This is a genomic window from Paludisphaera borealis (assembly GCF_001956985.1).
GTDB classification, from domain to species: Bacteria; Planctomycetota; Planctomycetia; order Isosphaerales; family Isosphaeraceae; genus Paludisphaera; species Paludisphaera borealis.
On record NZ_CP019082.1, the window covers coordinates 6,096,883 to 6,119,911 of the forward strand.

At 65.2% G+C, this 23,029-nt stretch carries 18 protein-coding genes; 12 read left to right on the forward strand and 6 right to left on the reverse strand.

Annotation, left to right across the window (positions count from 1 at the left end; translation table 11 throughout):
* Positions 1-125 precede the first annotated feature (125 nt).
* Positions 126-1,658 carry a hypothetical protein gene (locus BSF38_RS23610; RefSeq protein WP_076349559.1) on the forward strand — a complete coding sequence of 511 codons (1,533 nt, stop codon included), beginning with the start codon at positions 126-128 and terminating at the stop codon, positions 1,656-1,658.
* Positions 1,659-2,206: 548 nt separating this feature from the next.
* On the opposite strand, the gene BSF38_RS23615 is transcribed toward BSF38_RS23610, so the two are convergent.
* A complete protein-coding gene (locus tag BSF38_RS23615) occupies positions 2,207-2,974 on the reverse strand; it encodes an SDR family NAD(P)-dependent oxidoreductase (protein ID WP_076349560.1) in 768 nt (255 codons plus the stop codon).
* 448 nt (positions 2,975-3,422) lie between these two features.
* Between BSF38_RS23615 and BSF38_RS23620 the strand changes: the two genes are divergently transcribed.
* From BSF38_RS23620 to dinB, 5 genes are all read left to right on the forward strand, one after another.
* Positions 3,423-4,538 carry an aminopeptidase gene (locus BSF38_RS23620; RefSeq protein WP_076349561.1) on the forward strand — a complete coding sequence of 372 codons (1,116 nt, stop codon included), beginning with the start codon at positions 3,423-3,425 and terminating at the stop codon, positions 4,536-4,538.
* Between the two features lie 53 nt (positions 4,539-4,591).
* Positions 4,592-4,831 carry a type II toxin-antitoxin system prevent-host-death family antitoxin gene (locus tag BSF38_RS23625; RefSeq protein ID WP_076349562.1) on the forward strand — a complete coding sequence of 80 codons (240 nt, stop codon included), beginning with the start codon at positions 4,592-4,594 and terminating at the stop codon, positions 4,829-4,831.
* 2 nt (positions 4,832-4,833) lie between these two features.
* Positions 4,834-5,250 carry a type II toxin-antitoxin system VapC family toxin gene (locus tag BSF38_RS23630; protein WP_168189439.1) on the forward strand — a complete coding sequence of 139 codons (417 nt, stop codon included), beginning with the start codon at positions 4,834-4,836 and terminating at the stop codon, positions 5,248-5,250.
* A 120-nt stretch (positions 5,251-5,370) separates the two neighbouring features.
* Positions 5,371-5,781: a hypothetical protein gene (locus BSF38_RS23635; RefSeq protein WP_076349564.1), complete on the forward strand. Its 411-nt coding sequence runs from the start codon at positions 5,371-5,373 to the stop codon at positions 5,779-5,781.
* A gap of 391 nt (positions 5,782-6,172) precedes the next feature.
* Complete coding sequence (gene dinB, locus BSF38_RS23640) at positions 6,173-7,258, forward strand: DNA polymerase IV (RefSeq protein WP_076351372.1); 1,086 nt, start codon at positions 6,173-6,175, stop codon at positions 7,256-7,258.
* A 179-nt stretch (positions 7,259-7,437) separates the two neighbouring features.
* On the opposite strand, the gene BSF38_RS23645 is transcribed toward dinB, so the two are convergent.
* Positions 7,438-7,734, reverse strand: coding sequence for an AbrB/MazE/SpoVT family DNA-binding domain-containing protein (locus BSF38_RS23645; RefSeq protein WP_076349565.1), 297 nt, complete (start codon positions 7,732-7,734; stop codon positions 7,438-7,440).
* A gap of 74 nt (positions 7,735-7,808) precedes the next feature.
* On the reverse strand, positions 7,809-9,737 hold the full coding sequence (gene ilvD / locus BSF38_RS23650) for a dihydroxy-acid dehydratase (protein WP_076349566.1): 1,929 nt from the start codon (positions 9,735-9,737) through the stop codon (positions 7,809-7,811).
* A 472-nt stretch (positions 9,738-10,209) separates the two neighbouring features.
* Here ilvD and BSF38_RS23655 point away from each other — a divergent pair, with 472 nt between their 5' ends.
* Positions 10,210-11,055 carry an IS5 family transposase gene (locus BSF38_RS23655; protein WP_076342952.1) on the forward strand — a complete coding sequence of 282 codons (846 nt, stop codon included), beginning with the start codon at positions 10,210-10,212 and terminating at the stop codon, positions 11,053-11,055.
* A gap of 854 nt (positions 11,056-11,909) precedes the next feature.
* Here the strand turns inward: BSF38_RS23655 and BSF38_RS23660 are convergent.
* A complete protein-coding gene (locus BSF38_RS23660; RefSeq protein ID WP_076349567.1) occupies positions 11,910-12,389 on the reverse strand; it encodes a hypothetical protein in 480 nt (159 codons plus the stop codon).
* 346 nt (positions 12,390-12,735) lie between these two features.
* Between BSF38_RS23660 and BSF38_RS23665 the strand changes: the two genes are divergently transcribed.
* The 3 genes from BSF38_RS23665 (at position 12,736) to BSF38_RS23675 (ending at position 17,411) form a co-directional block, all read left to right on the forward strand.
* Positions 12,736-15,063: an alpha/beta hydrolase family protein gene (locus tag BSF38_RS23665; RefSeq protein ID WP_076349568.1), complete on the forward strand. Its 2,328-nt coding sequence runs from the start codon at positions 12,736-12,738 to the stop codon at positions 15,061-15,063.
* A 73-nt stretch (positions 15,064-15,136) separates the two neighbouring features.
* Positions 15,137-16,600, forward strand: coding sequence for a glycoside hydrolase family 13 protein (locus tag BSF38_RS23670; protein WP_420819243.1), 1,464 nt, complete (start codon positions 15,137-15,139; stop codon positions 16,598-16,600).
* Positions 16,601-16,610: 10 nt separating this feature from the next.
* Entirely contained in the window at positions 16,611-17,411 is an 801-nt protein-coding gene (locus BSF38_RS23675; RefSeq protein WP_076349570.1) for a class I SAM-dependent methyltransferase, read from the forward strand.
* A gap of 156 nt (positions 17,412-17,567) precedes the next feature.
* On the opposite strand, the gene epsC is transcribed toward BSF38_RS23675, so the two are convergent.
* Complete coding sequence (gene epsC, locus BSF38_RS23680) at positions 17,568-18,533, reverse strand: serine O-acetyltransferase EpsC (protein WP_076349571.1); 966 nt, start codon at positions 18,531-18,533, stop codon at positions 17,568-17,570.
* Positions 18,534-18,735: 202 nt separating this feature from the next.
* Here epsC and BSF38_RS23685 point away from each other — a divergent pair, with 202 nt between their 5' ends.
* Both BSF38_RS23685 and BSF38_RS23690 read left to right on the forward strand, forming a co-directional pair.
* Positions 18,736-20,172, forward strand: coding sequence for a sigma 54-interacting transcriptional regulator (locus BSF38_RS23685; RefSeq protein WP_076349572.1), 1,437 nt, complete (start codon positions 18,736-18,738; stop codon positions 20,170-20,172).
* A gap of 243 nt (positions 20,173-20,415) precedes the next feature.
* The gene (locus BSF38_RS23690; RefSeq protein WP_076349573.1) at positions 20,416-21,558 is read left to right on the forward strand and encodes a VWA domain-containing protein; all 1,143 of its coding nucleotides are present in this window, start codon (positions 20,416-20,418) and stop codon (positions 21,556-21,558) included.
* 18 nt (positions 21,559-21,576) lie between these two features.
* Here the strand turns inward: BSF38_RS23690 and BSF38_RS23695 are convergent, their stop codons facing one another.
* Complete coding sequence (locus tag BSF38_RS23695; protein ID WP_076349574.1) at positions 21,577-22,905, reverse strand: radical SAM protein; 1,329 nt, start codon at positions 22,903-22,905, stop codon at positions 21,577-21,579.
* Positions 22,906-23,029: the final 124 nt, after the last annotated feature.

The following is a 23,029-nucleotide window of genomic DNA, read 5'->3' on the forward strand; positions in this document are numbered from 1 at the left end:
CGACCGATTGGCCGACAGCCGCGGTTGACCGGATCGGCCGGCGGCCGTAAGATCCCGGCCGAATCCGACCCAGGATAGGTCGACACGCGGTTCCGGGATCGAGAAGACGAAACGGAGGTCGTCGCATGGGCAATACGCTAGGATGTCTGGCTCTCGTTCTGGCCGCCGCGGGGCCCGCTGCGCCGCCGAAGGCAAAGCCGGAAATCACCTACCAGTTCCAGATGGTCGAAGTCCGCGGCCTCTCCTGGCGCGACCCTGGACAGAGCATGCTCCGGTCGGTCGCTCATCACGGGGCCGTCAGCGTCTGGACCGCCCCCGGCGACTTCCTCGACTCGCTGCCGAAAGAAGCCCGCGGCGCGATCACCACGAACTCCAAGATCCACGGGCCGGCTCAGGTCCCCACGCACCTCACAACCCGCAAAGAGCAAGCATTCGTCACACGGGTCTCGTGGAAAGGCGAAGGCAAGGCGCCCAAGCAGATCACCGAGAACATCCGCGAAGGCATCGCCGCCACGGTGATCGGCCGGAAGATCGACCAGGGGGTTCTTGTCCAACTCGTCATCGACGACACCGACATCCGCTCCGTGCACACGATCGACGTCCCCAGCCCCAAGAAGGTCGCGAAGGTCGACAGCCCATTGAGCGCCACCTCGGTGGAGGTCTCGGCGTCGATGGACCCCGATGATTCGACCTGCACGTTCAACGAGGTCGACGTCGCCTCCTTGCCGGAGTCGGAGGCGTGCGACAAGTCATGCCCGATGACGCCCGCGGAGCACAAGGCCGCCCGCAGTTCCGAGACGAGCCAGTCGGGCTGGGCGCCCACCAAGGCCGAGGCGGTCGCCGCCAGGGCGAAGACCGACGCGAAGGCGGTCCGCGCGGGCTTCAAGGCGTCGACGACCGGTTCGCAGATCCAGCTTCCCGAGATCGGCCGCGCATCGGCCGCCGGCGAATGGCTGATCCCTGAAGACGGCGTCCTCGTGATCGGTTTCGGCCCGCACACGGTGGCAGACGCCGATGGCAAGGCGGTCGTTCGCGAGCACGTCGCCGTGATCACCGCCGAGGCCGAGGAGGGAACGCAGATTCAGGTCGACGCCCTCGCACCGCCGCCGCCGATCGCCGAGTCTTCCGAGCCGGCTCCGGCCCCCGCGACGACCACCGCCCCCCGCACCGCGGCGGCGATTCCCAGCCTCCCCAGCCGCACGCTCCCCCAGGGCCTGAACGTCGATGGCACCCCCTCGGTCCTGCCGCCGCTCCCCGACGAAGCGAAGGCCGATGAGAAGGCCGACGACTCGAAATCCGACGAGCCGCTCGCCAGCCCGCAGTCCAAGCGAAAGGTGACGCCTTCCGCCGAGTCGCCCACCCCCTTGCCTCGGCTGCCGGTCCCGGCCGAGGCGCCGGTACCGGCGCCGACGGAGCCCAAGGCCAAGAAAGTCGACCACAAGGCGGCCAAGACGTCGTTCTCCTTCCCTCAGCTCTCGCAGTTCCGAGCCAGCAGCCTCTTCCCCCTGCCGCTGCCGGGGGCGCAGTTCCTGTTGCCGCTCAAGGCGTTCGGTCTCAAGCTGCCGTTCAACCAGAAGCTCGAATTCGAGCTTATCGGGCGGATCGTCCCCGACCCCGACGCCGCGACCGAGGATCAAGTCGTCGCCGTGGGCAACTGAACCGCGCCCGGTCCGGCGATCTCCCGGATTGGGTTCGTTTGCTCCCGAATTCCCCCTCCCGCAACTCTGCCGACCGCCCCGCCGCCGTGGCGCGTCGGGCTTTCCGCCAGGCAGGCGAAAGCCGCCCGGCCGGCTGCCGCGATTGGGTTCGTTTGCGGTCCCCCTCGGCCCGATCCTGGAGCTTAACTCCTTATCCAGGTGGATTTTGGAGTCGATGCGGGCTTTGGCTTCGATCGCGCGGAAAACGGTCGTTTTCACGTTCCACACCGCCGCTCCTTCCCGGCTCGATCGTCCCCGATTCGCGTTCCCGGGAACGGCATCCCCTCTGGGTTTGTTCGCGCGGTTCTCTCCGCAAGTCGTCGCCCGCTGGTCCTCCGGCGATTGGGATTGTTCGCGCGGTTTTTCGAAGTCTCGTCGCTCGGCTCTCGCCCCCTCCGACTGGCGCATTGTCAACGAATCGAGGAGCCTCCGAGGAGTCTCCTATCATCAATGTACGATGAGTTTCGATTCTTGAATCAGGCGATCGTCGTAAGACGGCCGAACTCGCGTCAGAGCGTCGAGGCGTAGCCGCCGTCGACGGGGACAGCGACGCCGGTGACGTAGTCGCTGGCTCGGCTCGCCAGCCAGACGGCGGTGCCGGCCATGTCGTCGGGGGTGGCCCAACGGCCGCAGGCGATCCGCGCCAGCACGCGTTCGTGGAGGCCGGGGATCTGCTGGCGGGCCTGCTGGGTCAGCTCGGTGTCGAACCAGCCGGGGAGGATCGCGTTCACCTGGATGTTGTCGGCCGCCCAAGCCATGGCGAGGCTCTTGGTGAGCTGGACGATTCCTCCCTTGGACGCGCTGTAGGCGGCGGCGAAGCTCGATCCGAAGATCGACGTCATGCTGCCGATATTGACGATCTTGCCCCCTCCCGCCTGCTTCATCGCCGGGTGGACGGCCTTCGACGTCAGGAAGGCGCTCGTCAGGTTCACGGTCAGAACCTGGTTCCAGTCGTCGAGCGTCAACTCCTGGGGAGGCTTGCGGATGTTGATGCCGGCATTGTTGAACAGGATGTCGATCCGCTGGAAGTGATCGAGGACCTCGGCGACGGCGCGGTCGACTTCGGCCGGGACCGAGACGTCGGCTGTGACGGCCAGCGTCTTCGCGCCGGTCTCCGCGCGGATGGCTTCGGCGGCGGCCTGCGATTTGGGTTCGTTCCGCCCCAGGACGACGACCGAAGCCCCGGCGTTTGCGAGCCCCTTGGCCATCCCCAGGCCGATGCCGCCGTTGCCGCCGGTCACGATCGCCACTCTGTCCGTCAGGTCGAAGAGATTCAACGCGCCGCTCCCTTGGCGCTCGAAGCGTGAGCCTCGGCGCGGTTCCGTCGTCCCGTCGGCTTGCCGTCGCGGATCGCACGGTGGATCATGTTGAGGGACGAGAGGTCGTCGGAGGCCTTTCTGCGTCCCGGTTCCTCGTAACCTAATCGACGGCCGCGCCGGTCGCAAGAACGCCGCCGCCGCGATCGTCGTCTCTTCAAGGTGCCGTCTACGAACGGCGTCCAACAGTTGATGCAGAAGAATTCACCACGGAGGACACGGAGGAAACACGAGAGGAACAAGGGCTGAATCGTCTCTCGAATTCAACGTCGTTCCTTCGCGAGTCGGCATCGCCCGCATGATCGTTGGAATCGTTTCCTCTCCGTGTCCTCCGCGTCCTCCGTGGTGAATTCCTGCTCGGAGGTTGGATGTTCTTCGTGGACGACTCTCAAGGAAGGTGTGAAAGCCGATGCCCGATCCGCGATGGGATGCGCTGGCCGAGATCCTGATCAATCACTCCGTCCGCCTGGCTTCGGGCGAGACCCTCTTGATCGAGTGCTTCGACCTGCCCGATTCGACGCTCCCTCGACTCTTGATCCAGAAGGCGGCGGCGCGCGGCGGCCGGGTGCTCGTCGAAACCCGCGACAACCGGATCGTCCGCGAGCTAGTGCTTCGCGGCTCGGCCGAGTCGATCGAGTCATGGGGGCGCATCGACCGGCAGCGGATGGAGCAGGTGCAGGCGTACCTCGGCCTGCGGGGATCATTGAACATCAGCGAGATGAGCGACGTCCCCGCCGAACAGCTTGAGCTGTACAACGCCCTCTACCAGAAGCCGGTCCACTTCGAGCGCCGGGTGACGAACACCAAGTGGTGCGTGCTCCGGTTGCCGACCGCCAGTATGGCCCAGCAGGCGGGGATGAGCACCGAGGCGTTCGAGGATTTCTATTTCGACGTCTGCACACTCGACTACGGCCGGATGGCCCAGATGCTCAAGCCGCTGGTCGCCCGGATGGAGAAGGCCCACGACGTCCGGATCACCGGGCCGGAGACCGATCTGAGCTTCTCGATCGCCGGAATCCCGGTCGTACCGTGCTCGGGCACGATGAACATCCCCGACGGCGAGGTCTTCACCGCGCCGGTGCGCGACTCGATCAACGGCGTGATCCGGTTCAATACTCCGACGATCTACCAGGGGGCGTCGTTCGACGGCGTCCGACTCGAGTTCGAGGCCGGCAAGATCGTCCGGGCCGACTGCGCGGGGGGCGACGTTGAGAAGCTGCGGCGGATCTTCGACGCCGACGAGGGTGCCCGCTACACCGGCGAATGGTCGATCGGCTGCAACCCGAAGATCCTCAAGCCGATGCGCGACATCCTGTTCGACGAGAAGATCGCCGGCAGCTTCCACCTGACCCCCGGCAACGCCTACGACGAAGCCGACAACGGCAACAAGTCGAAGATCCACTGGGACCTCGTCCAGATCCAGCGCCCCGACTACGGCGGCGGCACCATCGCCTTCGACGGCGAGCCGATCCGCATCGACGGCAAGTTCGTCGTCGACGACCTGCGACCGCTTGATTCCTACTGATGGGAGATGCGGTACAATAGCTAGCTAGTCTAGCTATGGAAAGGGGAGGGCTTATGACCTGGAAACTTGCCGAAGCCAAAAACCGACTCACCGAAGTTGTGAACCTGGCGCTCACCGAGGGGCCGCAGACGATCACCAGGCGGAGTGATACGGTCGTCGTCATTTCGGCGGCGAGGTATGCCGAATTGACGGGTCGGAAGCCCGATTTCAAGGACTTTCTCTTCCAGGGGGAATCGTTCGAGGGGCTCGACCTGACGCGTGATCAGAGCCCGATGCGGGACGTCGAGTTGTGAAGGTGCTGCTTGACACCTGCGTCCTCGCGGAGATTCGGCTGCCCGAGGGCGATCCCTTGGTGAAGTCGGCGGTACGGGAGATTCCCGCGGACGACCTTTACCTTAGCGTGCTGTCCGTTGGCGAGATCGCCAAAGGCATCGCCCTGCTGGCCGTCGGCCGGAAGAAGAAAGCCCTCTCCTCGTGGCTTGTGGCGCTCGAAACGCAGTTCGGCGACCGCATCCTCGGCGTCGACGTCGAGACGGCCAGGATCTGGGGCGAATTGACGGCGCGATCGCAAAAGACCGGCGTCGTCATCCCCGCCTCCGACGGCCTCCTCGCCGCAACCGCCCTCCGTCATGGGCTCCACGTCATGACCCGAAATACGCGTCACTTCGAGGCAAGCGGGGCGCTTCTCATCAACCCTTGGCCGGGCGCGTGACGGCCGTGGGCGGAACAGGGGGACGGGGCGCATTCTTGATCGCTAGAGGCTCCCATCCCCCTCTTGGGTCGTCCCCCGCAGTTGCGGATTCGCATCGATGATTCGGCTTGGAGCTTGCTCATGAGACACGAAGCTTGGGCACCTACTTCCCGGCGACGGACGCTCTCAATCTTCATGGTGATCCTAGCCGCGATGGGGTATCGACGATGGTTATCCCGCCCCTGGCAATGGTCGCTGAAAGACTACATGGTCGTCGTCGCCGTCTGCTCGGCGGGACTGCTGGCCTGCCGCTTCCCGACGCCCATGATCGTCTTCTTCACAGCGCTCGCCGGAGCCGTCTTCGCCTGCCTGAGCCTGGCCAGGCACGGCTTCAGGCTTGCCGACGTCACGACCCTCATAGCGATCATCCTGCTCACCGCCGCGATCCTGCTTCCGGCGATGGAGAGGACGAGAAACCGCACGCTCGGAAAGAGCTGTTTTCCATTTGCGGTGCCCTCCAGGTATATCCCCCTGTTGTATGGCTCGGAATAAGGACCGTTGATCGAACGAATCGTCATGCCGCCAGTTTGGGGTGCCCGACCTCATGTGAATTTCCGGTCGGCCAGCGGGGAATTCACTCGCTGGCGCTTCGGGCTTCCATTTCGCTCCCCGGGCCAGGAAAACTCGGAGCCTTCCTCCGTCGGCTTCTCGTGCCATCATGGACATTCGTCTAGGTCTAAGCTCGCAGGCCGTTCACACGGGGTATATTCTGGAGAGGCGTTCCGTCGAGTCGATGCCGAGAAGGTCGGGAGCGTGAGCGCCACATTGGATCGTTGCTGTAATTGAATCGAACGCCGGGACCGGTATGGAAGACGAGGGGGGCTTCACGGCCTGAGCTGAGATGGCGTTATCCAACGTCGAGCGGCAGGGGGGCGTGAGTGTGATGCTCCTTCAAGGGGATGCGCTTCAACGCAAGATTATTCATGTCGACATGGACGCTTTCTACGCGTCGGTGGAGCAGCGGGATCATTCGGAGCTGCGCGGCAGACCGGTCGCGGTGGGTGGGGCGCGCGAACGGGGCGTCGTGGCGGCGGCGAGCTATGAGGCACGGAAATTCGGCGTGAAGTCCGCGATGCCCTCGGTGACGGCGAGGAGGAGGTGTCCGGAGCTGGTTTTCGTGAAACCTCGGTTCGATGTGTATCGAGCGGTGTCGCAGCAAGTCCGTCGGATTTTCGAAGAGTACACGCCGCTCATCGAACCGCTCTCGCTCGATGAAGCCTATCTCGACGTCAGTGAAAACTCGAAGGGTATTCCCACCGCGACCGAGATCGCCCGGCAAATTCGGGCGAGAATCCACGCCGAGACCGGGCTCACCGCGTCCGCGGGCGTCTCCTATAACAAGTTCCTCGCCAAGATGGCGTCCTGTGAGCGCAAACCCGATGGGTTGTTCGTCATTACACCGAAGATGGGCCCGGCCTTCGTCGAAACCCTACCTATCGGAAAGTTCCACGGCATAGGCCCGGCGACGTGCGCGAAGATGGAGCGACTCGGCATTCGCCTCGGCACCGATCTCAAGGCCCAGACGTCGTCGTTTCTTCAGCAGCACTTCGGCAAGGTCGGCCCCTACTACTATGGGCTGGCGCGGGGCGTCGACGAACGCCCGGTCTGCGCCGATCGCGTTCGCAAATCCATCGGAGCGGAGAACACATTCAGCGCCGATCTCTTCACCCTCGACGAGGCGATCGCGGCTCTAGAGCCGTTGATCGCGAAGGTGTGGTCGTACTGCGACGACTCCAAGATCCGGGGGCGCACGGTGACCCTCAAGGCCAAGTTCGCCGACTTCGAACAAGTCACCCGCCGGCGGACCGTCCCGACCCCCTTCACGACCCAAGAGGCGGTCGAGGAGATCGTCAGATCGCTCCTCGAATCCCTGTTTCCAGCAACCAAGGGCATCCGCCTGCTCGGCGTCACGCTGTCGTCGCTCGGCGAAGGAGCCGCCAATGAGCGCCAACTTCGCCTGTGGTTCTGAACCGACGCCGAATCTTCTTCGCCAAAGTGTCCATCGTGAAGGAGAGCCCATGCGCAGATTGGATTTTCTGATCTTCCAAGATCGGTCCAGTCGAGACCTGACGGGCGGAAAGCCGAATCGATCGATACTCTTCGAGTGGATGGAGAGCACGTCCTCGGGCTCGAGGAATAGGGGCTCGCTCATTCGGCGAGCGCTTTGAAGGCCTTGGCGTGCACCTTCATGACACGGTCGATCGCCTTCTCGACCCGGGCGCGATGGGCCGCGCGATCCTCCTCGGATCGTGGCTCGGCGTCGGCCGCCGCCGGCGTCAGCAAAAGGCCCTTGCCGTCGGGGGCGAGCGTCACGTCGACGGTCGAGCCGTTCACCAGCCCGAGCAGGTCCAGGACAGGCTTGTCGATAATGATGCCGAGGCTGTTGCCGATCGGCCGGATGGTCCGAAGGATATCGCCCCCCTTGCGAGACTTCGCCGTTCTCATGCCCACTGGCGTTATAACAATACGAGCGCCTCAGTGGGACGTCAAGGGGAGCGATCGAAGACCGCTGGCTCGGGTTAGTGGTGCTGTTCCCAGCTCAGAATGGCGCCGGTGTCGGCGCTGGTGGCCATGGCCTGGTAGCGGGCGAGCCAGCCGGTCTTGAAGACGGGCGGGCGGGGCTTCCAGGCTTCGCGGCGGGCGGCGAGTTCGGCGTCGGTGAGGCGGACGGCGAGCTTACCGTTGGGGATGTCGATCTCGACGACGTCGCCGTCCTGGATCAGGCCGATCGGGCCGCCGACGGCGGCTTCGGGGCTGACGTGGCCGATCGACGCGCCGGCGGTGCCGCCGGAGAACCGGCCGTCGGTGATGAGCGCGCACTTGTCGCCGAGGCCGACGCCCTTGACGGCGGTCGTGGGGGCGAGCATCTCCTGCATGCCGGGGCCGCCGCGCGGGCCTTCGTAGCGGATCACGATCACGTCGCCGGCCTTGACCTTGCCGAAGACGATGCCGTTGTAGGCGTCGATCTCGCTCTCGAAGATCACGGCCGGGCCGGTGTGGACCAGCATCTTGGGATCGACGCCGGCCGTCTTGACCACCGCGCCCTTGGGGGCGAGGTTGCCCTTGAGCATCGTCAGGCCGCCGGTCTGGGAGTAGGCGTTGTCGACGGTCCGGATGACGTCGAGCGGATCGAAGCCGTCCGAGCCATTGGAACCGCCGTCGCCGTTGTCGAGCGGGATCGGCCCGCCGTCGTCGGGCGTTTCGGACTCGCCTTCCGACTCGAGCACCGCCAGTCCGGCGGACTGTGACCCGGCCGCGCCGACGCTTGCGACGGTCCAGGCCTGCGAGGTCCGCTCGCCGCCGGCCCGGACCCGGGTGAGAAGCTCGGCCGCCTGGGACGAGGACGTACTGCGGACGTCGAACTCGGCGATATTCTCGCCCAGCGTCTTGCCGGTCACGGTCGAGCACGAGAGATCGAGCAGCCCCGGCTTGCCGCGGGCGATCTCGCCGAGGATCGCGTGGATGCCGCCGGCCCGCGCGACGTCCTCGATGTGGTAGCTGCTCGACGGGCTGACCTTGCAGATGTTGGGCGTCTTCTTGCTCAGCTCGTCGATCCGGTCGAGCGTGAACGGCACGCCGGCCTCGTGGGCGATGGCCAGGATGTGGAGCACGGTGTTGGTGCTGCCCCCCATCGCCATGTCGAGGATCATGGCGTTGTCGAAGGCCGTCGCCGTGGCGATCTCGCGGGGCAGCAGGCCGTGGCCCTCGCCGACGCGGCCGAACTCGCGGGCCATCTCGACGATCCGCTTGGAAGCGTTCTCGTACAGGATCTTGCGGTCGGCCGAGGTCGCCAGGATGGTTCCGTTGCCGGGCAGCGACATACCAAGCGCTTCGGCCAGGCAGTTCATGCTGTTGGCCGTGAACATGCCCGAACAACTGCCGCAGGTGGGACAGGCGATCTTTTCGATCTCCTCCAGCTCTTCGGCCGTGATCTCGCCCCGGGCCTTCTGGACGCCGCCGACGAAGGCGTCGATCAGGTCGACGGTCTTGCCGCTGGCGGTCTTGCCGGCTTCCATCGGCCCGCCCGAGACGAAGACCGTCGGCACGTTCACCCGCATCGCGCCCATGAACATACCGGGGACGATCTTGTCGCAGTTGGGGATGCAGATCATCCCGTCGAACATGTGCGCCTGGATCATCGTCTCGACGCAGTCGGCGATCAGCTCGCGCGACGGCAGCGAGTACTTCATCCCGTTGTGGCCCATCGCGATGCCGTCGTCGACGCCGATCGTGTTGAACAGGAACGGCACGCCGCCCGCCGCCCGCACGCATTCCTTGACGTAGTTGCCGACCTCCTGAAGATGGACGTGGCCGGGGATGATGTCGACGTGGCTGTTGCAGATCGCGATGAACGGCTTGCCCCAGTCGTCCTCCCGAACACCCGTCGCGCGCAACAAGCTGCGGTGGGCCGCGCGGGAATCGCCTTGCTTGATTTCATCGGAACGCATGGGCTCGTCCTCGGTCTGGCTGGGGGGGGCGGGGGGGCGTCGCTACTGAACCATTAATCGTAGCAGAGCCCTATCCGACATCCAAGTCGAGTAGCGGGCCGCGGGGTGATCGCTCAGGTGGGCGAGTCGATTTAGGGCCCTACGTCGCCAGGACTCCCACAGTCCACTTCCAGTGCAAGACGATAGGAGCCTTTGGAGCCGCATGCTTCCACGTCTGCTCTGCCAGGAGGCGTGGTGGACCGTCAACCCGTATTTCGAGGAGTGAAAGGCGAATCAGGCCGGAGCGTCGACGAGTCTTCGGCTGCGTTGAATCCCGCCCTGGCTGTGCGAAGCAATCAGCCGTCGAAAGTCGCTCTCGAATTCGACCTGCAAGAGATCCTTGACTCAGAGGCTATCCCGTAATTCTAGAAGATCGTAAACTCTTGTCCTCCCAGGAGGTTCGCAGGATTCATCGCCGCAGGAGCACCGTTCGATGCGTAAGCCCTACCCGTCCGACCTGACCGACGAACAGTGGGCGATCGTCGAGCCCTTGATCCCCGTTCCCCAGGTCGGACGGCCCCGGACCAACGACATGCGGGAGGTGCTCAATGCCATCCTCTACCTCAACCGCTCGGGGTGCCAGTGGGATATGCTGCCGCACGACCTGCCGGCCAAGAGCACCGTCTACAACCACTTCGCCCAGTGGCGGGACGACGGCACATGGCAACTCATCCTGGACGCCCTGCGCCGCCAGGTCCGCACGACGGCCGGGCGGGAGCCGTCCCCAAGCGCCGGGAGCATCGACAGCCAGACGGTCAAGGGGACCGAGACAGGGGGCGAACGGGGCTACGACGGCGGCAAGAAGCTGACCGGCGTGAAACGACATATCATCGTGGATACGCTGGGGTTGCTGCTGGTCGTGGCGGTCTCGGCGGCGTCCGCCGACGACGGGACGCACGCCCCCCAGGTGCTGGGGCGGCTGACGGCCGAGCATCGAAGCCGGTTGGCGTTGGTCTGGGGCGACGGCAAGTATCGCAACCACCACCTCGACGGCTGGCTGGCGGAGGCCTCGGCCGGGTACAGGATCGAGGTCGTGGAGCGGCCGCCGGGAAGCCAAGGGTTTGTGAAGCTGCCGAGGCGCTGGGTGGTGGAGCGGACGTTCGCCTGGCTGGGGCGGCATCGGCGACACAGTCGGAATTACGAGCACCACGCCGAGAGCAGCGAGTCGATGATCCGCATCAGCTCTATTCATCGCATGCTCAAGTTCTTGAAGCCCGATCGCTCAAGGCCGGCGATCCCGTTCAAGTACCATAAAAACCAGGACATCATTACGGGATAGCCTCTCACAACGGCCGCCGACGCACTTGATTCATATCGGGACAGTCACAAACCACCCACCGTTATTCAGAGAGTGTAAAAATGCATACGCCCGAAAAGCCCGGCTGAAATCCAAGCAATTCCGATAGCCAAGCCGAGCCAATCCAGCCACCCGCGAATTCGAAATCTGCGGCTCAATACAAGGCCGATCCAAATTACCGCGATGCTCCCTCCGACGTATCCCGTCATCCCTCCTGAAAATAGTCGCATCATACCTTCGGGTTCTGGCATCTCCACCAACATAATAAAAATCAAAATAGACAACGCAGACGAACTCGCGTGAGTGGCAGTGGCTAGCACAGGAATGAATCTGATACTAAGCACCAAATGTTTAAAGCGAGGCCGAGGTGATCGTAAACACAGTAACGCAAAAGCAAGCGAAAACACGGTGAGAAAACTAGCGACGGAAGTTACCAGAGAGGCGTGGCGAAATGCGTCAACAGTCTTGGCCACCTCGACTGCAAGGACCGTAGGCCCTTTCGTAGGCCGCATGGTAAAAGGGGACCTGTACGCCTCCGGTGGAAGGGGGGGCACCTCAAGTGAATCCGGGGGGGACACCTCAAGTGAATCCTGGGGCGGCACCTCCAATTGGTCAGGCGATTCCTGTACTTCTGAATCCGCCCAAGGCACAGGCGGCTGCCCCACCGGAGTGTCGACGAGAACTCGCGAAAATAGGGCTCTGGTCTTGTTGGTTTCAAGTTCGAATTGCGCAAGCGACAACGCCAGCCCAACGGCGATTATCGCGATAATCAACATTGCATCAGAGACTGCAAATGGGCGCGAATTCGAGGTCGCCATGATCACGCCTCCACCTAGCTATTTCCAGACGAAATGACCTGTAAGGAGGCCGGCGAGGAAGGCCAGGGGGACGGCCATCAGGACCAGCAGCGACCAGGCCAGGACGATGAGCGGCGAGAGGATGACGTCGTGCGCCGGGCGTTCGGACTCGTCGCGGTCGCGACGGATCGAGGGGGGCTCGACCTGGATGGCGACGATCAGCGAATCGTCGACGGCCGGCCGCGACGCCGAGGGGGTGACCGAGAAGACGTCCGGAATCGCGACGTCGGGTTCCGGCTTCGCGGCGGCCGAAGCTGAGGCCGAGGCCGGCTCGACGGCGACCTCCGGGCTCGCGTTCGGGGCCGTCGGTTCGGTCGCGCTTTCGAGGCGCGGCACCTGCAACTCGGCCTGGCAGCGCGGGCATGCCACGATCGAGCCCACCTTGCGGGCCGGGACGCCGAGAAGCTTGTTGCATTGATAGCAACGGAACTTGATAGGTTCCTCAGAGATCGCCGACATTGCGAACGCCTCTCCGCCCCAGCCTGAAACCAACGAATCGTCATGTCGCCAGCATTGGGACGCCCGACCTCATGAAAATGAGCTGACGAGACGTCCCTCGTGCGACCACCCACCGATCGACGTCCATCCAGCCTACGGTGTTCCACCGATTGTCGCCACACTTCGATGCGCGACCAGGAGCGACGGCAGAGCCGGAAGGGGCCTTGCGAATCGAATAATCGGCAAGCTTGATACGTCTCGCCTCGACCGGGACCGCGCTTCTTCGGCTACAATAGAAAGTTGGTGGAGCGGGTCGCCGTTCCGGTCGCGGCGGGACGGAGTCTGTTCAGGGAGGCAGCGATCACCCATGAATGTTGATCCGAGAAGTGGATGGGTCTTGCGGCTCGCGGCGCTCGTCCTGGCGGCGACGGCGCCCGGCTCGCCCATCCTGGCCGACTCCGTGATCATGAAGAACGGCATGACGTTCCGCACGGTCGGCCCTCCCGACAAGGACGGCACGCTGGTCTTTTTGTGGGACGGCCTCAAAAAGACGGTGATCCGCGACTCCAAGATCGAGCGCGTGGTCCCCGACAACACGCTGCGCACCGGCGAGAAGTTCCAGCTCGTCCAGCCCTTGATCGTGCATGCGGGGATCATGCCCAAGGAAGTCATCAGCGTGGAGGCCGGGCCCTGGAACGAGAAGGGCCGCCGCCAATTCCGCTACGCGGGTTCGAAGTCGAACCGGCCGATCGCGATGGAACAGGCGATCAACGAGATCGGCCCGTACCTGGTCCGGTATCGGGGCGTCGACGGCTTCTGGCACGGCGAGTTGGCCGTGAGCCAGGTGCCGAGACCTGTGATGATGAGCCTGCTGCATCGCGTCGAGCAGAAGAACCAGGACGAGCGCGAGCGGGTCGTACGCTACCTGATGGGCGCGGGGTGGTATCCCGAGGCGCGGGAGGAACTCGACCGGCTCATCAAGGAGTTCCCCGCGAGCGACCTGAGCGAGCGCGCGGCGAGCGCCCGGACGTTCATCGTCCAGGCCGAGGCCACCCAGCGCCGCGCCGAAGTCGACGTCCGCCGCCGAGCGCAGCAGCCCGAGGCCGCTTCAGCCCTCTTGAAGACGTTCACGGACAAGGAGATCGGCACCGAGATCCAGGTCGAGGTCCGCGACGTGATGCGCCGCGACGACGACCAGCGCGCGGCCGACGCCGAGGTCGACAACGACCTCCGCAAGCTCGAACTCAAGCTCTCGCCCAAGGTCCACGGCGAATGGAAAGCGCGGATCGCCGAAGTCCACAAGGCGCTCGACGAGGCTCCCGACGCGGTCCGCGGCCGGTTGGCCGCCTGGCGGAAGGCGCGGAGCGGAGCGGCGATCAGCGACGACGCTCAGCTCGCGCTGGCGATGTCCGGATACGTCGTGGGTCATGAGGCGGCGGTCTCCGAACTGGAGGCGGCCGACGCCCTCTGGAAGGCGCGCGACCTGATCGCGACCTACCTCGGCGACGGCGAGGACGCGTCGCGCGAGGAGATCCTGGCCCAATTGAACGACGTCGCCTGGCCCGGCGGCGAGACCGGCGTTCCGGGCTATCGCCAGCTCGAACTCGCCAGCCTGATCGTTCCGCTCCTGCCGCCGACGCTTCCCAAGGGCGAAGCCGAGGGGGACAAGGGGCGGATCCACAACGTCGTCGAGGCCGCCGACTCGGAGCCGACCGAGTACTACGTCAAGCTGCCGCCGGAATACCACCCGCTCCGTTCTTATCCCGCCCTCGTCGTGCTGCATTCGGGGAGGGGGCCGCAGTCGGCCCTCGAACAATGGGAGGCTGAGGCGGCGCGTCGCGGCTACATCTTGATCGCGCCGGGATACAACGTGGCCGGCCAGTCTCCCGAGTACCGTTATTCCGCCAGCGAGCACGCGGCCGTCGAACTGGCCTTGCGCGACGCCCGCAAGCGGTACGCCATCGATTCCGACCGCATTTTCCTGGCCGGCCAGCTTCAGGGGGGCAACATGGCCTGGGACTTCGGCCTGGGGCACCCCGACCTGTTCGCGGGGCTCGTCGTCGTCTCGGGGTTCCCGGCCAAGTACGTCCCTCGATACCTCAGCCAGCACGAGCGCCTGCCGCTCATCTGTGTGCTCGGCGACCTCGCCCCGGCGTCCAACGAGGTCGTGTTCGCCAACTACGTGAAGCCCATGATTCTCAAAACCTGGGACGTCACGTACATGGAGTTTCACCATCGCGGGCTGGAGGAGTTCCCGGAGGAAATCCCCACGTTCTTCGACTGGATGGACCGCCGCCGCCGCGACCCGGTGCCCAAGGCCTTTGACGCCGTCTCCGCCCGGACCTGCGACGACCGCCGCTACGGGATGGTGATCCGGGGCTTCGCCGAGGGGCGGACCACCGCGCCCGAGGCCGCCGAGGTGCTCGGCCAGAACCTTCGACCGGCCACGTTGAAGATGAAGACCAGCAGCATCAGCAATCTGGTCGATCTTCAGCTCGACGGAATCACCCAGGTCGACATCTGGCTGAGCCCGAAGCTCGTCGACTTCAAGCGGAAGCTGGAGATCCGGATCAATCGCGGCCGCAAGTCGTTCTACAAGGGACAGCCGATGCTCGAACTCAAACCCATGCTCGAAGACCTGCGCGTGCGCGGCGACCGTCAGCAGATTTACTGGTTCAAGATCGCCGCCGGCTGATCGATCGTCCGACTCAGGAAATCGGGGCCGCCGTGAATCCTTCGTATCGCTCGGGAGTTTATTCGTGTCAGATGTGCAAGTGGATACGCCGCAATGGGTGCGGGACGCAATTTTCTACCAGATTTTCCCCGATCGATTCGCGCGTAGTCTGAGCGTGCCGAAATCCAACCACCTCGACGAATGGGGCTCGCCGCCGACCTACAACGGCTACCAGGGAGGCGATCTGGCGGGCGTCGCCGAACGCCTCGACTACCTGCGCGATCTGGGTGTCAACGCCGTCTACTTCACGCCGGTCTTTCAGTCGGCTTCGAACCACCGCTACCACACGCACGACTACGAAAAGGTCGATCCGATGCTGGGCGGCGACGCCGCGCTCAGGCGACTGATCGACTGCGCCCACGCCCGAGGGATGCGCGTGGTCCTCGACGGCGTGTTCAACCACGCCAGCCGAGGCTTCTTCCAGTTCCACGACATCCTCGAGAACGGCTCCGACTCGGCCTACCTCGACTGGTTCAATGTCTCCCAATTCCCGCTCAACGCCTACCACCCGGACCAGCCGCCGAATTACCAGGCGTGGTGGAACCTGCCCGCCCTGCCGAAGTTCAACATCAAGTGCGACGCCGTGCGCGAGTTCCTGCTGAGCGTCGCGGTCCGCTGGATCGAGTTCGGCATCGACGGCTGGCGGCTCGACGTGGCCAACGAGATCGACGACGACGGCTTCTGGCGCGCGTTCCGCCAGCGCGTCCGCCAAGCCAACCCCGACGCCTACATCGTGGGCGAAGTCTGGACCGACTCCGAGCACTGGCTTCAGGGCGATATGTGGGACGCGGTGATGAACTACCAGTTCACCCGCGCCTGCGTCGCCTACTTCATCGGCGACCGCGTTGAGAAATCGGAGCTGGAGCGGACGAGCCTCCACCCGGTCGGCCCGAAGGGGGCCGAGGCGTTCGCGAAATCGATCCAGCGGCTGCACGGCCTGTACGCGCCCGAGGTCACGGCGGTGATGCTCAACCTCCTGGGCAGCCACGACACCGCGCGGTTCGTCTCACTCGCCCGGGGCGATTTCTCGGCGCTCCGGCTGGCATCGCTGTTTCAGATGACCTACCCCGGCGCCCCTTCGATCTACTACGGCGACGAGATCGGCATGCAAGGGGGCCACGACCCCGCCAACCGGGGCGCGTTCCCCTGGCACAAGACCGACTCCTGGGACGTCGACCTGCTGCGCTACTTCCAGCGGCTGACGAGCTTGCGGACGTCGCGCAAGGCCCTGCGGCGGGGCTCGTTCCGGGTCTTGCACGCGGCTGGCGACGTCTTCGCCCACGCGCGGAAGCTCGGCGACGACGTGGTCGTCGTGATCTTCAACGCGGGAACGTCGACTCAGCGGCTCGACCTTCCGGTCCACGATCAGGCGGCCGACGGGGTCGAGCTGACCGATCCATGGTCACACCAGGGGGCTCAAATCGACGCCGGAATGATCCGCGGTCTGGAGCTGGCGCCGCGATCGGGGACGGTGCTCGCCACGCGTCTGAACTCGTGAGGACGCAACGATGAACGCACGCCGTCCGCCCCCTTCCTGGCGGTTGCCCGAGGGGGTCAACCCACCCCTCTGGGAATACCTGAACACGCCGAGGCTCGCCGCCGAGGAGGACGCCTACTTCGCCGGCCACCCACTGTTCGACGCCGACGCGCGCGCCGTCGACGAGCGGTTCCAGACGCCGGGCCGGCTCATCGACCTGGGCTGCGGCGCGGGGCGACACGCGGTCCGGTTCGCGTCGCGCGGGTTCGACGTCGTCGCCGTCGACCTCTCGCAGACGATGCTCGACATCGCCCGGCGGAAGGCCGAGCAGGCCGGCGACCGCCTGCTCGCGGTGCAGGCCAACCTCTGCGATCTCGGCTGCTTTCCGGACGCCGGTTTCGACTATGCGCTTTCGATGTTCAGCACGCTGGGGATGATCCGTGGCCGAGACGCCCGGCGGCGGGCGCTCCGGGAAGCGTTCCGGATTCTCAGGCCCGGGGGCCGGATCGCGCTCCACGCCCACAACCTCTGGCTCAACCTCCGCGATCCCCAGGGTCGAAAATGGCTGTTCGGCCAGGCCCGGCGATGGATCGCCAGCGGGGGCGAGCTGGGCGACCGCCGAATGACGTACCGCGGCATCCCCGGCATGGAAGTCCACCTCTACCGCTGGCGCGAGCTGACGAGCGACCTCCGCGCCGCCGGCTTCGTCATCGACGAGGCCGTCCCGCTCGACGAGGTGACCGCCCAGCCGATCGCCCGCCCGCGCCTGCTGCCGGGCCTCCGCGCGGGGGGATGGTTCGTGTTCGCGCATCGGCCGGGCGAGGGGGCGTAGTCCCGCTACAAGCCCGAAGCGCCAGCGAGTGCATTCCGAGCCAGCGTGCTGAATAAGCAAACGCAAAACAATGCACTCGCTGGCGCTTCGGGCTTGTATTCGGAGGCCGCCGACGTGACTCCTCGGTGCCCCATTTTCATGAGGTCGGGTGTCCCGCTAGATCTGATAGTCCAGCCGCTGGAAATAGGCGTCGTCCATGCGGACGTCGGGGCTCTCGCGGTAGCGGAGCTTGGGGTTCTCGATGGTCACGGTCGTGTACGGGGCGACGCTTCGCGTGAGCCAGGCCGACGAGCCGATCACGGCGTGGTGGCCGATGGTGGTGGCGCCGCCGAGGATCGTGGCGTTGGCGTAGATGACGACGTCGTCCTCGATGGTCGGGTGCCGCTTGGTGCCGCGGACGACTTCGCCTGTGGACTCGTCGCGCGGGAAGCTGATCGCGCCCAGGGTCACGCCCTGGTAGACCTTCACGCGTTCGCCGATCTCGGTCGTCTGGCCGATCACGACGCCGGTTCCGTGGTCGATGAAGAAGTGGCTGCCGATCCGGGCGCCGGGATGGATGTCGATTCCCGTCTTGCCGTGGGCGTACTCCGACATCATCCGCGGGATCAGCGGGACGCCGAGGTTGTAGAGCAAGTGGGCGAGCCGATAGACGGTCACGGCCGACACGCCGGGGTAGCAGAAGACGATCTCGTCGAGGCTGCGGGCCGCCGGGTCCCCCTCGAAGGCGGCTTCGACGTCCTGGGCCAGGATTCCGCGGAGTTCGGGGATCTTCTCCAGGAACCCGACAGTGAGGTGCTGAGCCCGCTCTTCAATCTGGTCTTCTGGCTCGCGCGAACGACAGTCGTGCTGAAGGGCGCGGGCGATCTGCTGGCGGAGCCGGTCGTACAAGCTGTCGACGAGGTCGCCGACGTGGTACGCGACGTTCCCCATATGGAGGTTCTGCCGCCGGCCGTAGCCGGGATAGAGGATCTCGCGGAGGTCGCCGAGGATCTCGACGACTTCGCGGTAGCTCGGCAGCGGGGAATGGCCCAGGTGGTTGATCGAGCCGCATTCCTCGTAGGTCGCGACGATCCGCCCGGTCAGTCCGGGGAGCACTTCCCGTATCGTTGGTTCCGTCGCCATGTGCCGCCTTTCGCGCTCGCCGTAGTCTCGAATTCCTATCGACATCTTACGGGAAGGCCGCCGGGCGAATCAACGTGGACGACGTCCGCGCGGCTCGCGCGGGGGCTCGCGTTGCGTTGACTTCGCCTGGGAGCCTGCCTAGCATAACTTTGAGAACCCCTGGAATCACGAGATCCGAATTCCTTCGAGAGGCAGGCGATTGATGGCGACGGATCGGCCCCGGACCGTGGGCGAGCTGCGGCAGAGCGGCTATCGCGTGGAATCGGTCAAGGACGAGATGAGGCGCAACCTCGTCCGCAAGCTTCAGTCCGGCGAGTCTTTGTTCCCCGACATCCTGGGATACGAAGAGACCGTCGTCCCGCAAATCCAGAACGCGATCCTCTCGCGCCACGACATGCTTTTTCTCGGATTGCGCGGTCAAGCCAAGACGCGGATGCTCCGTCAGCTCGTCCACCTGCTGGACGACGCCATGCCGATCATCGCCGGCTCCGAGATCAACGACCATCCTTATCATCCCGTTTCCAGCTTCGCGCGCGAGCTGGTCGCCGCACAGGGCGACTCCGCGCCGATCGCCTGGGTCGGCCGCGATCAGCGGTATCACGAGAAGCTGGCGACCCCCGACGTGACCATCGCCGACCTGATCGGCGAGATCGACATGATCAAGCACGCCGAGGGCCGCTACCTGTCGAGCGAGACGACGATGCATTACGGGCTGATCCCGCGCACCAATCGCGGGATCTTCTGCATCAACGAGCTTCCCGACCTCGCGCCCAAGATCCAGGTCGGCCTGTTCAACGTGCTCGAAGAACGCGACATCCAGATTCGCGGCTACCCGGTGCGGCTGGAACTCGACCTCTGCCTGGTCTTCTCGGCCAACCCCGAGGACTACACCAATCGCGGCCGGATCGTCACGCCGCTGAAGGACCGGATCGGCTCGGTGGTGCGGACGCACTACCCGACCACCCGCGAGATCGGCATCGCCATCAGCGACCAGAACGCCTGGCTCGACCGCGCCAGCGGCGACGCCTCGAAACCGTCGATCCCGCTCTACGTCAAGGAAGTGGTCGAGGAGGTCGCGCGGCTGGCTCGCAGCTCGCCGCACGTCAACCAGCAGTCGGGCGTCTCGGTCCGGATGTCGATCGCGAACCTCGAAAACGTGGTGTCGAACGCCGAGCGGCGGGCGCTCTGCAACAAAGAGACGTCCATCGTGCCTCGCGTGGCCGACCTGGCCTACGCCGTGGCGAGTTCGCGGGGCAAGCTCGAACTGACGATGACCGAGGAGGAAGGGCACGAAGACAAGGTGATCCAGCGGATCATCGACGAGGCGGTGAAGAACATCTTCGGCCTCCATTTCGACGTCCGCGAGTTCCGTCCGATCGTCGACTTCTTCGAAGCCGGTCAGACGATCGAGACCACCGACATGCTGCCGTCGAAGACGCTTCTGGAGCGAGCCGGCAAGGTGCCGGGGCTTCGCAAACGGGCCGAGGAGATCGCCGCCAAATTCTCTCCCGATCTGACCGACGCCGACGGTCGCACGGCCGCCGCCGCCAGCGCGGCCGAATTCATCCTCGAAGGGCTGCACGTCCACAACAAGCTCAACAAGTCGGCCAAGGGGGGCGCGACGGCGTACAGGCGCTGAGGAGTCGCTCCGACCCCGTGCGGAACGGCCGAGGCTCTTGGGGCACGGGGGGAGTACGACCCGTGGCACCCGGCACCCGGCGAAATACAAGCCCGAAGCGCAAGCGAGTGCATGGTTTTGCGTTTGCTTATTCAGCACGCTTTCTGGGAATGCACTCGCTGGCGCTTCGGGCTTGTATTCGGAACTGCGTCCGCCCATGCTTGCTCAACTCCACCGTCGTCGCCCAGGGAGGATCACTCGATCATGTCGGAATATGAATACTCCAAGTGGGACGGCTCGCAAGAGTTCCTACCGCAGTCGGCCGACAAGCTGTTCGACCAGCTCTCCGAGTACATCCTCCAGTACGGCGACGACGTCCTGAGGAACCTCGAAGACGTCGACGACGACGATCTCCCCGAGGTGATCGAGCTGATCCAGAAGGACGGTCTGATCGAGCGTGACGACGAGGGCAAGTGGCGGGTCACACCCAAGGGAATCCGGCGCATCCAGGACAAGTCGCTCCACGAACTCTTCCAGACGTTCAACCGCGACGGCATCGGCCGGCACGAGACCCAGCAAAAAGGGGAGGGGACCGTCTCGCTCGAAGACACCCGCCCGTACGTCTACGGCGATTCGCTGGCCAACATCGACATGCACGAGACGCTCAAGAACGCCTACATCCGCCAGGGGGGCGGCGTGCCGATCCGGCTCAGCCACGAGGACTACATCGTCCACGAGACCGAGTACCAGACCCGGTGCGCGACCGTCGTTCTGATCGACATGAGCGGCTCGATGGGCCGGTACGGGAAATACTACACGACCAAGAAGGTCGCGATCGCGCTCCAGGCGATGGTCCGGGCCCAGTACCCGCAAGACTCGATCCAGATGATCGGCTTCTACACGTTCGCCAGCCCGATGACCGAGCGCCAGCTTTTGAACTCGGCGCCCAAGCCGGTGAGCATGTACGACAGCCGGGTGCACTTGCGGTTCGACCTCGACAAGCCGCAGGGCCGCGTGCCGCAGCACTTCACGAACATCCAGGCCGGCCTTCGCCTGGCGCGCAGCCACCTGCTGCGGCAGTCGGCGGCGAACAAGCAGATCATCGTCATCACCGACGGCGAGCCCACCGCCCACCTCGAAGGCCGCGAGGTCGTCCTGATCTACCCCCCCGCCGAGAAGACCGCCGCCCACACCTTGAACGAAGTCCGCCGCTGCGCCGGGGCGGGGATTCGCGTGTCGAGCTACGCCTTGATCGAGGATTACTTCTACATCGGTCTGGTCAACTTCGTCCAGGAGATGGCCCGCGTCTCCAATGGCGTCGCCGCGTATTGCTCGGTCGACGACCTCGGCAAGTTCGTCTTCGAGAGCTTCATCGGCGGACGCCACACGCGAAGGTATCGGGAGTAAACCGCGTCGCTCACGCGCTCACGCCCACTGCTTGGCCATGCTGTAAGGGAGCACCTTGACGCCGCGCTCGCGGAGCGACGACAGGCTCTGGCGAAGCAGGTCGAGCTGCTCGGCCCAGGCGGATTGGTCGAGCGGGGTGAGGCCGGGATTCGACGAATCGGCGATCTCCCGCTCGTCGAGCAGGAAGACGAGGTCGCCGCGCGTGAGGGCCAACGACTTGATGAGGCGGGCCGTCCTGGCGATGTGATCCGCGGCCCGTTCGTTTCCGCCCCCGCCGACGAGCGTGAGCACGCTCAGTTCGACGTCCGACTCCTTGGCGCGGGAGACGAAGTTCTGAAGGTCTTCGTCCAGCCAGTCCTTGCCGTACAGCCGCCTGACGTCCGGATCGCCCGACTCGACCCCGAGCGCGATGTGCGACAGCCGGCGTTTATGGGCGCCCGCGAGCAAGTCGACTCCGGCGATCGGCCGGGAGAAGTCGTCGAGGAAGACGTGGACGTCGTCGATCATCGGGCTCGATTCCGGATCATCCGACCGGGTCGTCCGCGCGTTGGCGCTCAGAGGGAGCACACGGCCGATGGCGTCGAGGTAGCCGAGGACGTCGTCGGCCGGCCGGCGGAGGACGTCGGCACCGGCGAGGAAGACGGCCCGGGTCTGGAGCAACCGGCGGCCGAGCAGGGAGGCGACGTCGCGAACGTGCCGCTCGAACTCCTCGGGCGTCCGGACGCCGTGGTCGTGAATCGGCCCACCACCGAAACTCCGCCCCCCCGCGTCTCCCCGGGTCGCCTGGAGGATCACGGCGTTCTGGCAGTCCGGGGGGGTGAACGGCAGCGGTCCGTACGAGTCGTGGTAGAGCTTCCGATGCGCGCTCCAGGCGGAGGCGTCCCAGGCGGCGATCCGGTCCAGGAACTCGCGCAGCGCGGCGTCGTCGATCACCTTGGCTTTTTCGCCCGGCGGGTTCTCGACCCGGAACGCCTGTGCGTCGAGCCCGGCTCGCAGGATCTCGGCCACCTCGCGGATCTCGGAATCGAGCCCTTGGGCCTCGGCGTCGTCGAGCACCCGGCGCTTGAGGACGAGGTTCGCCCCCTCGCGAACGCGATTGATCTCGTGGATGGAGGCGTCCAGCCGCTTCAGGTAGTGGCGGTCACGGACGTAGGCGCGCTGCCAGCGGCCTTCGAGGTCGAAGTGGAAGATCGGGGCGTCGCCGAAATAGAGCGAGAACGCGCCCTGCTTGAAGCCGGCGAAAACGAAATCGCCCTCGCCGTCACCCGGCTGGAGGCCGATCCGATGGTGATAGATCGCGCCGGACTGGAGGAGGCATGCGGCCTCGGTCTGGTGGTGTTGCGACATCTCTGCTCCGTCGATTGCGTTACGAGGGTCCGGCCTGGCGTTCGCCTCCATCCATGAAGGGGTCGCCAATCGAGCCGGGCGGCGGCTCAAGGAATCACTCTCGCCGGAATTCCAGGTCCGATTA

What these genes read in the sequence shown, in the direction of transcription:
- BSF38_RS23620 (WP_076349561.1), top strand. Translation starts at nt 3,423, where the DNA reads ATGCCCGATCCGCGATGGGATGCGCTGGCCGAGATCCTGATCAATCAC.
- BSF38_RS23695 (WP_076349574.1), bottom strand. Translation starts at nt 22,905, where the DNA reads ATGTCGCAACACCACCAGACCGAGGCCGCATGCCTCCTCCAGTCCGGC.
- BSF38_RS23635 (WP_076349564.1), top strand. Translation starts at nt 5,371, where the DNA reads ATGAGACACGAAGCTTGGGCACCTACTTCCCGGCGACGGACGCTCTCA.
- BSF38_RS23690 (WP_076349573.1), top strand. Translation starts at nt 20,416, where the DNA reads ATGTCGGAATATGAATACTCCAAGTGGGACGGCTCGCAAGAGTTCCTA.
- BSF38_RS23625 (WP_076349562.1), top strand. Translation starts at nt 4,592, where the DNA reads ATGACCTGGAAACTTGCCGAAGCCAAAAACCGACTCACCGAAGTTGTG.
- BSF38_RS23675 (WP_076349570.1), top strand. Translation starts at nt 16,611, where the DNA reads ATGAACGCACGCCGTCCGCCCCCTTCCTGGCGGTTGCCCGAGGGGGTC.
- BSF38_RS23660 (WP_076349567.1), bottom strand. Translation starts at nt 12,389, where the DNA reads ATGTCGGCGATCTCTGAGGAACCTATCAAGTTCCGTTGCTATCAATGC.
- dinB (WP_076351372.1), top strand. Translation starts at nt 6,173, where the DNA reads ATGCTCCTTCAAGGGGATGCGCTTCAACGCAAGATTATTCATGTCGAC.
- BSF38_RS23685 (WP_076349572.1), top strand. Translation starts at nt 18,736, where the DNA reads ATGGCGACGGATCGGCCCCGGACCGTGGGCGAGCTGCGGCAGAGCGGC.
- ilvD (WP_076349566.1), bottom strand. Translation starts at nt 9,737, where the DNA reads ATGCGTTCCGATGAAATCAAGCAAGGCGATTCCCGCGCGGCCCACCGC.
- BSF38_RS23665 (WP_076349568.1), top strand. Translation starts at nt 12,736, where the DNA reads ATGAATGTTGATCCGAGAAGTGGATGGGTCTTGCGGCTCGCGGCGCTC.
- BSF38_RS23645 (WP_076349565.1), bottom strand. Translation starts at nt 7,734, where the DNA reads ATGAGAACGGCGAAGTCTCGCAAGGGGGGCGATATCCTTCGGACCATC.
- BSF38_RS23655 (WP_076342952.1), top strand. Translation starts at nt 10,210, where the DNA reads ATGCGTAAGCCCTACCCGTCCGACCTGACCGACGAACAGTGGGCGATC.
- epsC (WP_076349571.1), bottom strand. Translation starts at nt 18,533, where the DNA reads ATGGCGACGGAACCAACGATACGGGAAGTGCTCCCCGGACTGACCGGG.
- BSF38_RS23610 (WP_076349559.1), top strand. Translation starts at nt 126, where the DNA reads ATGGGCAATACGCTAGGATGTCTGGCTCTCGTTCTGGCCGCCGCGGGG.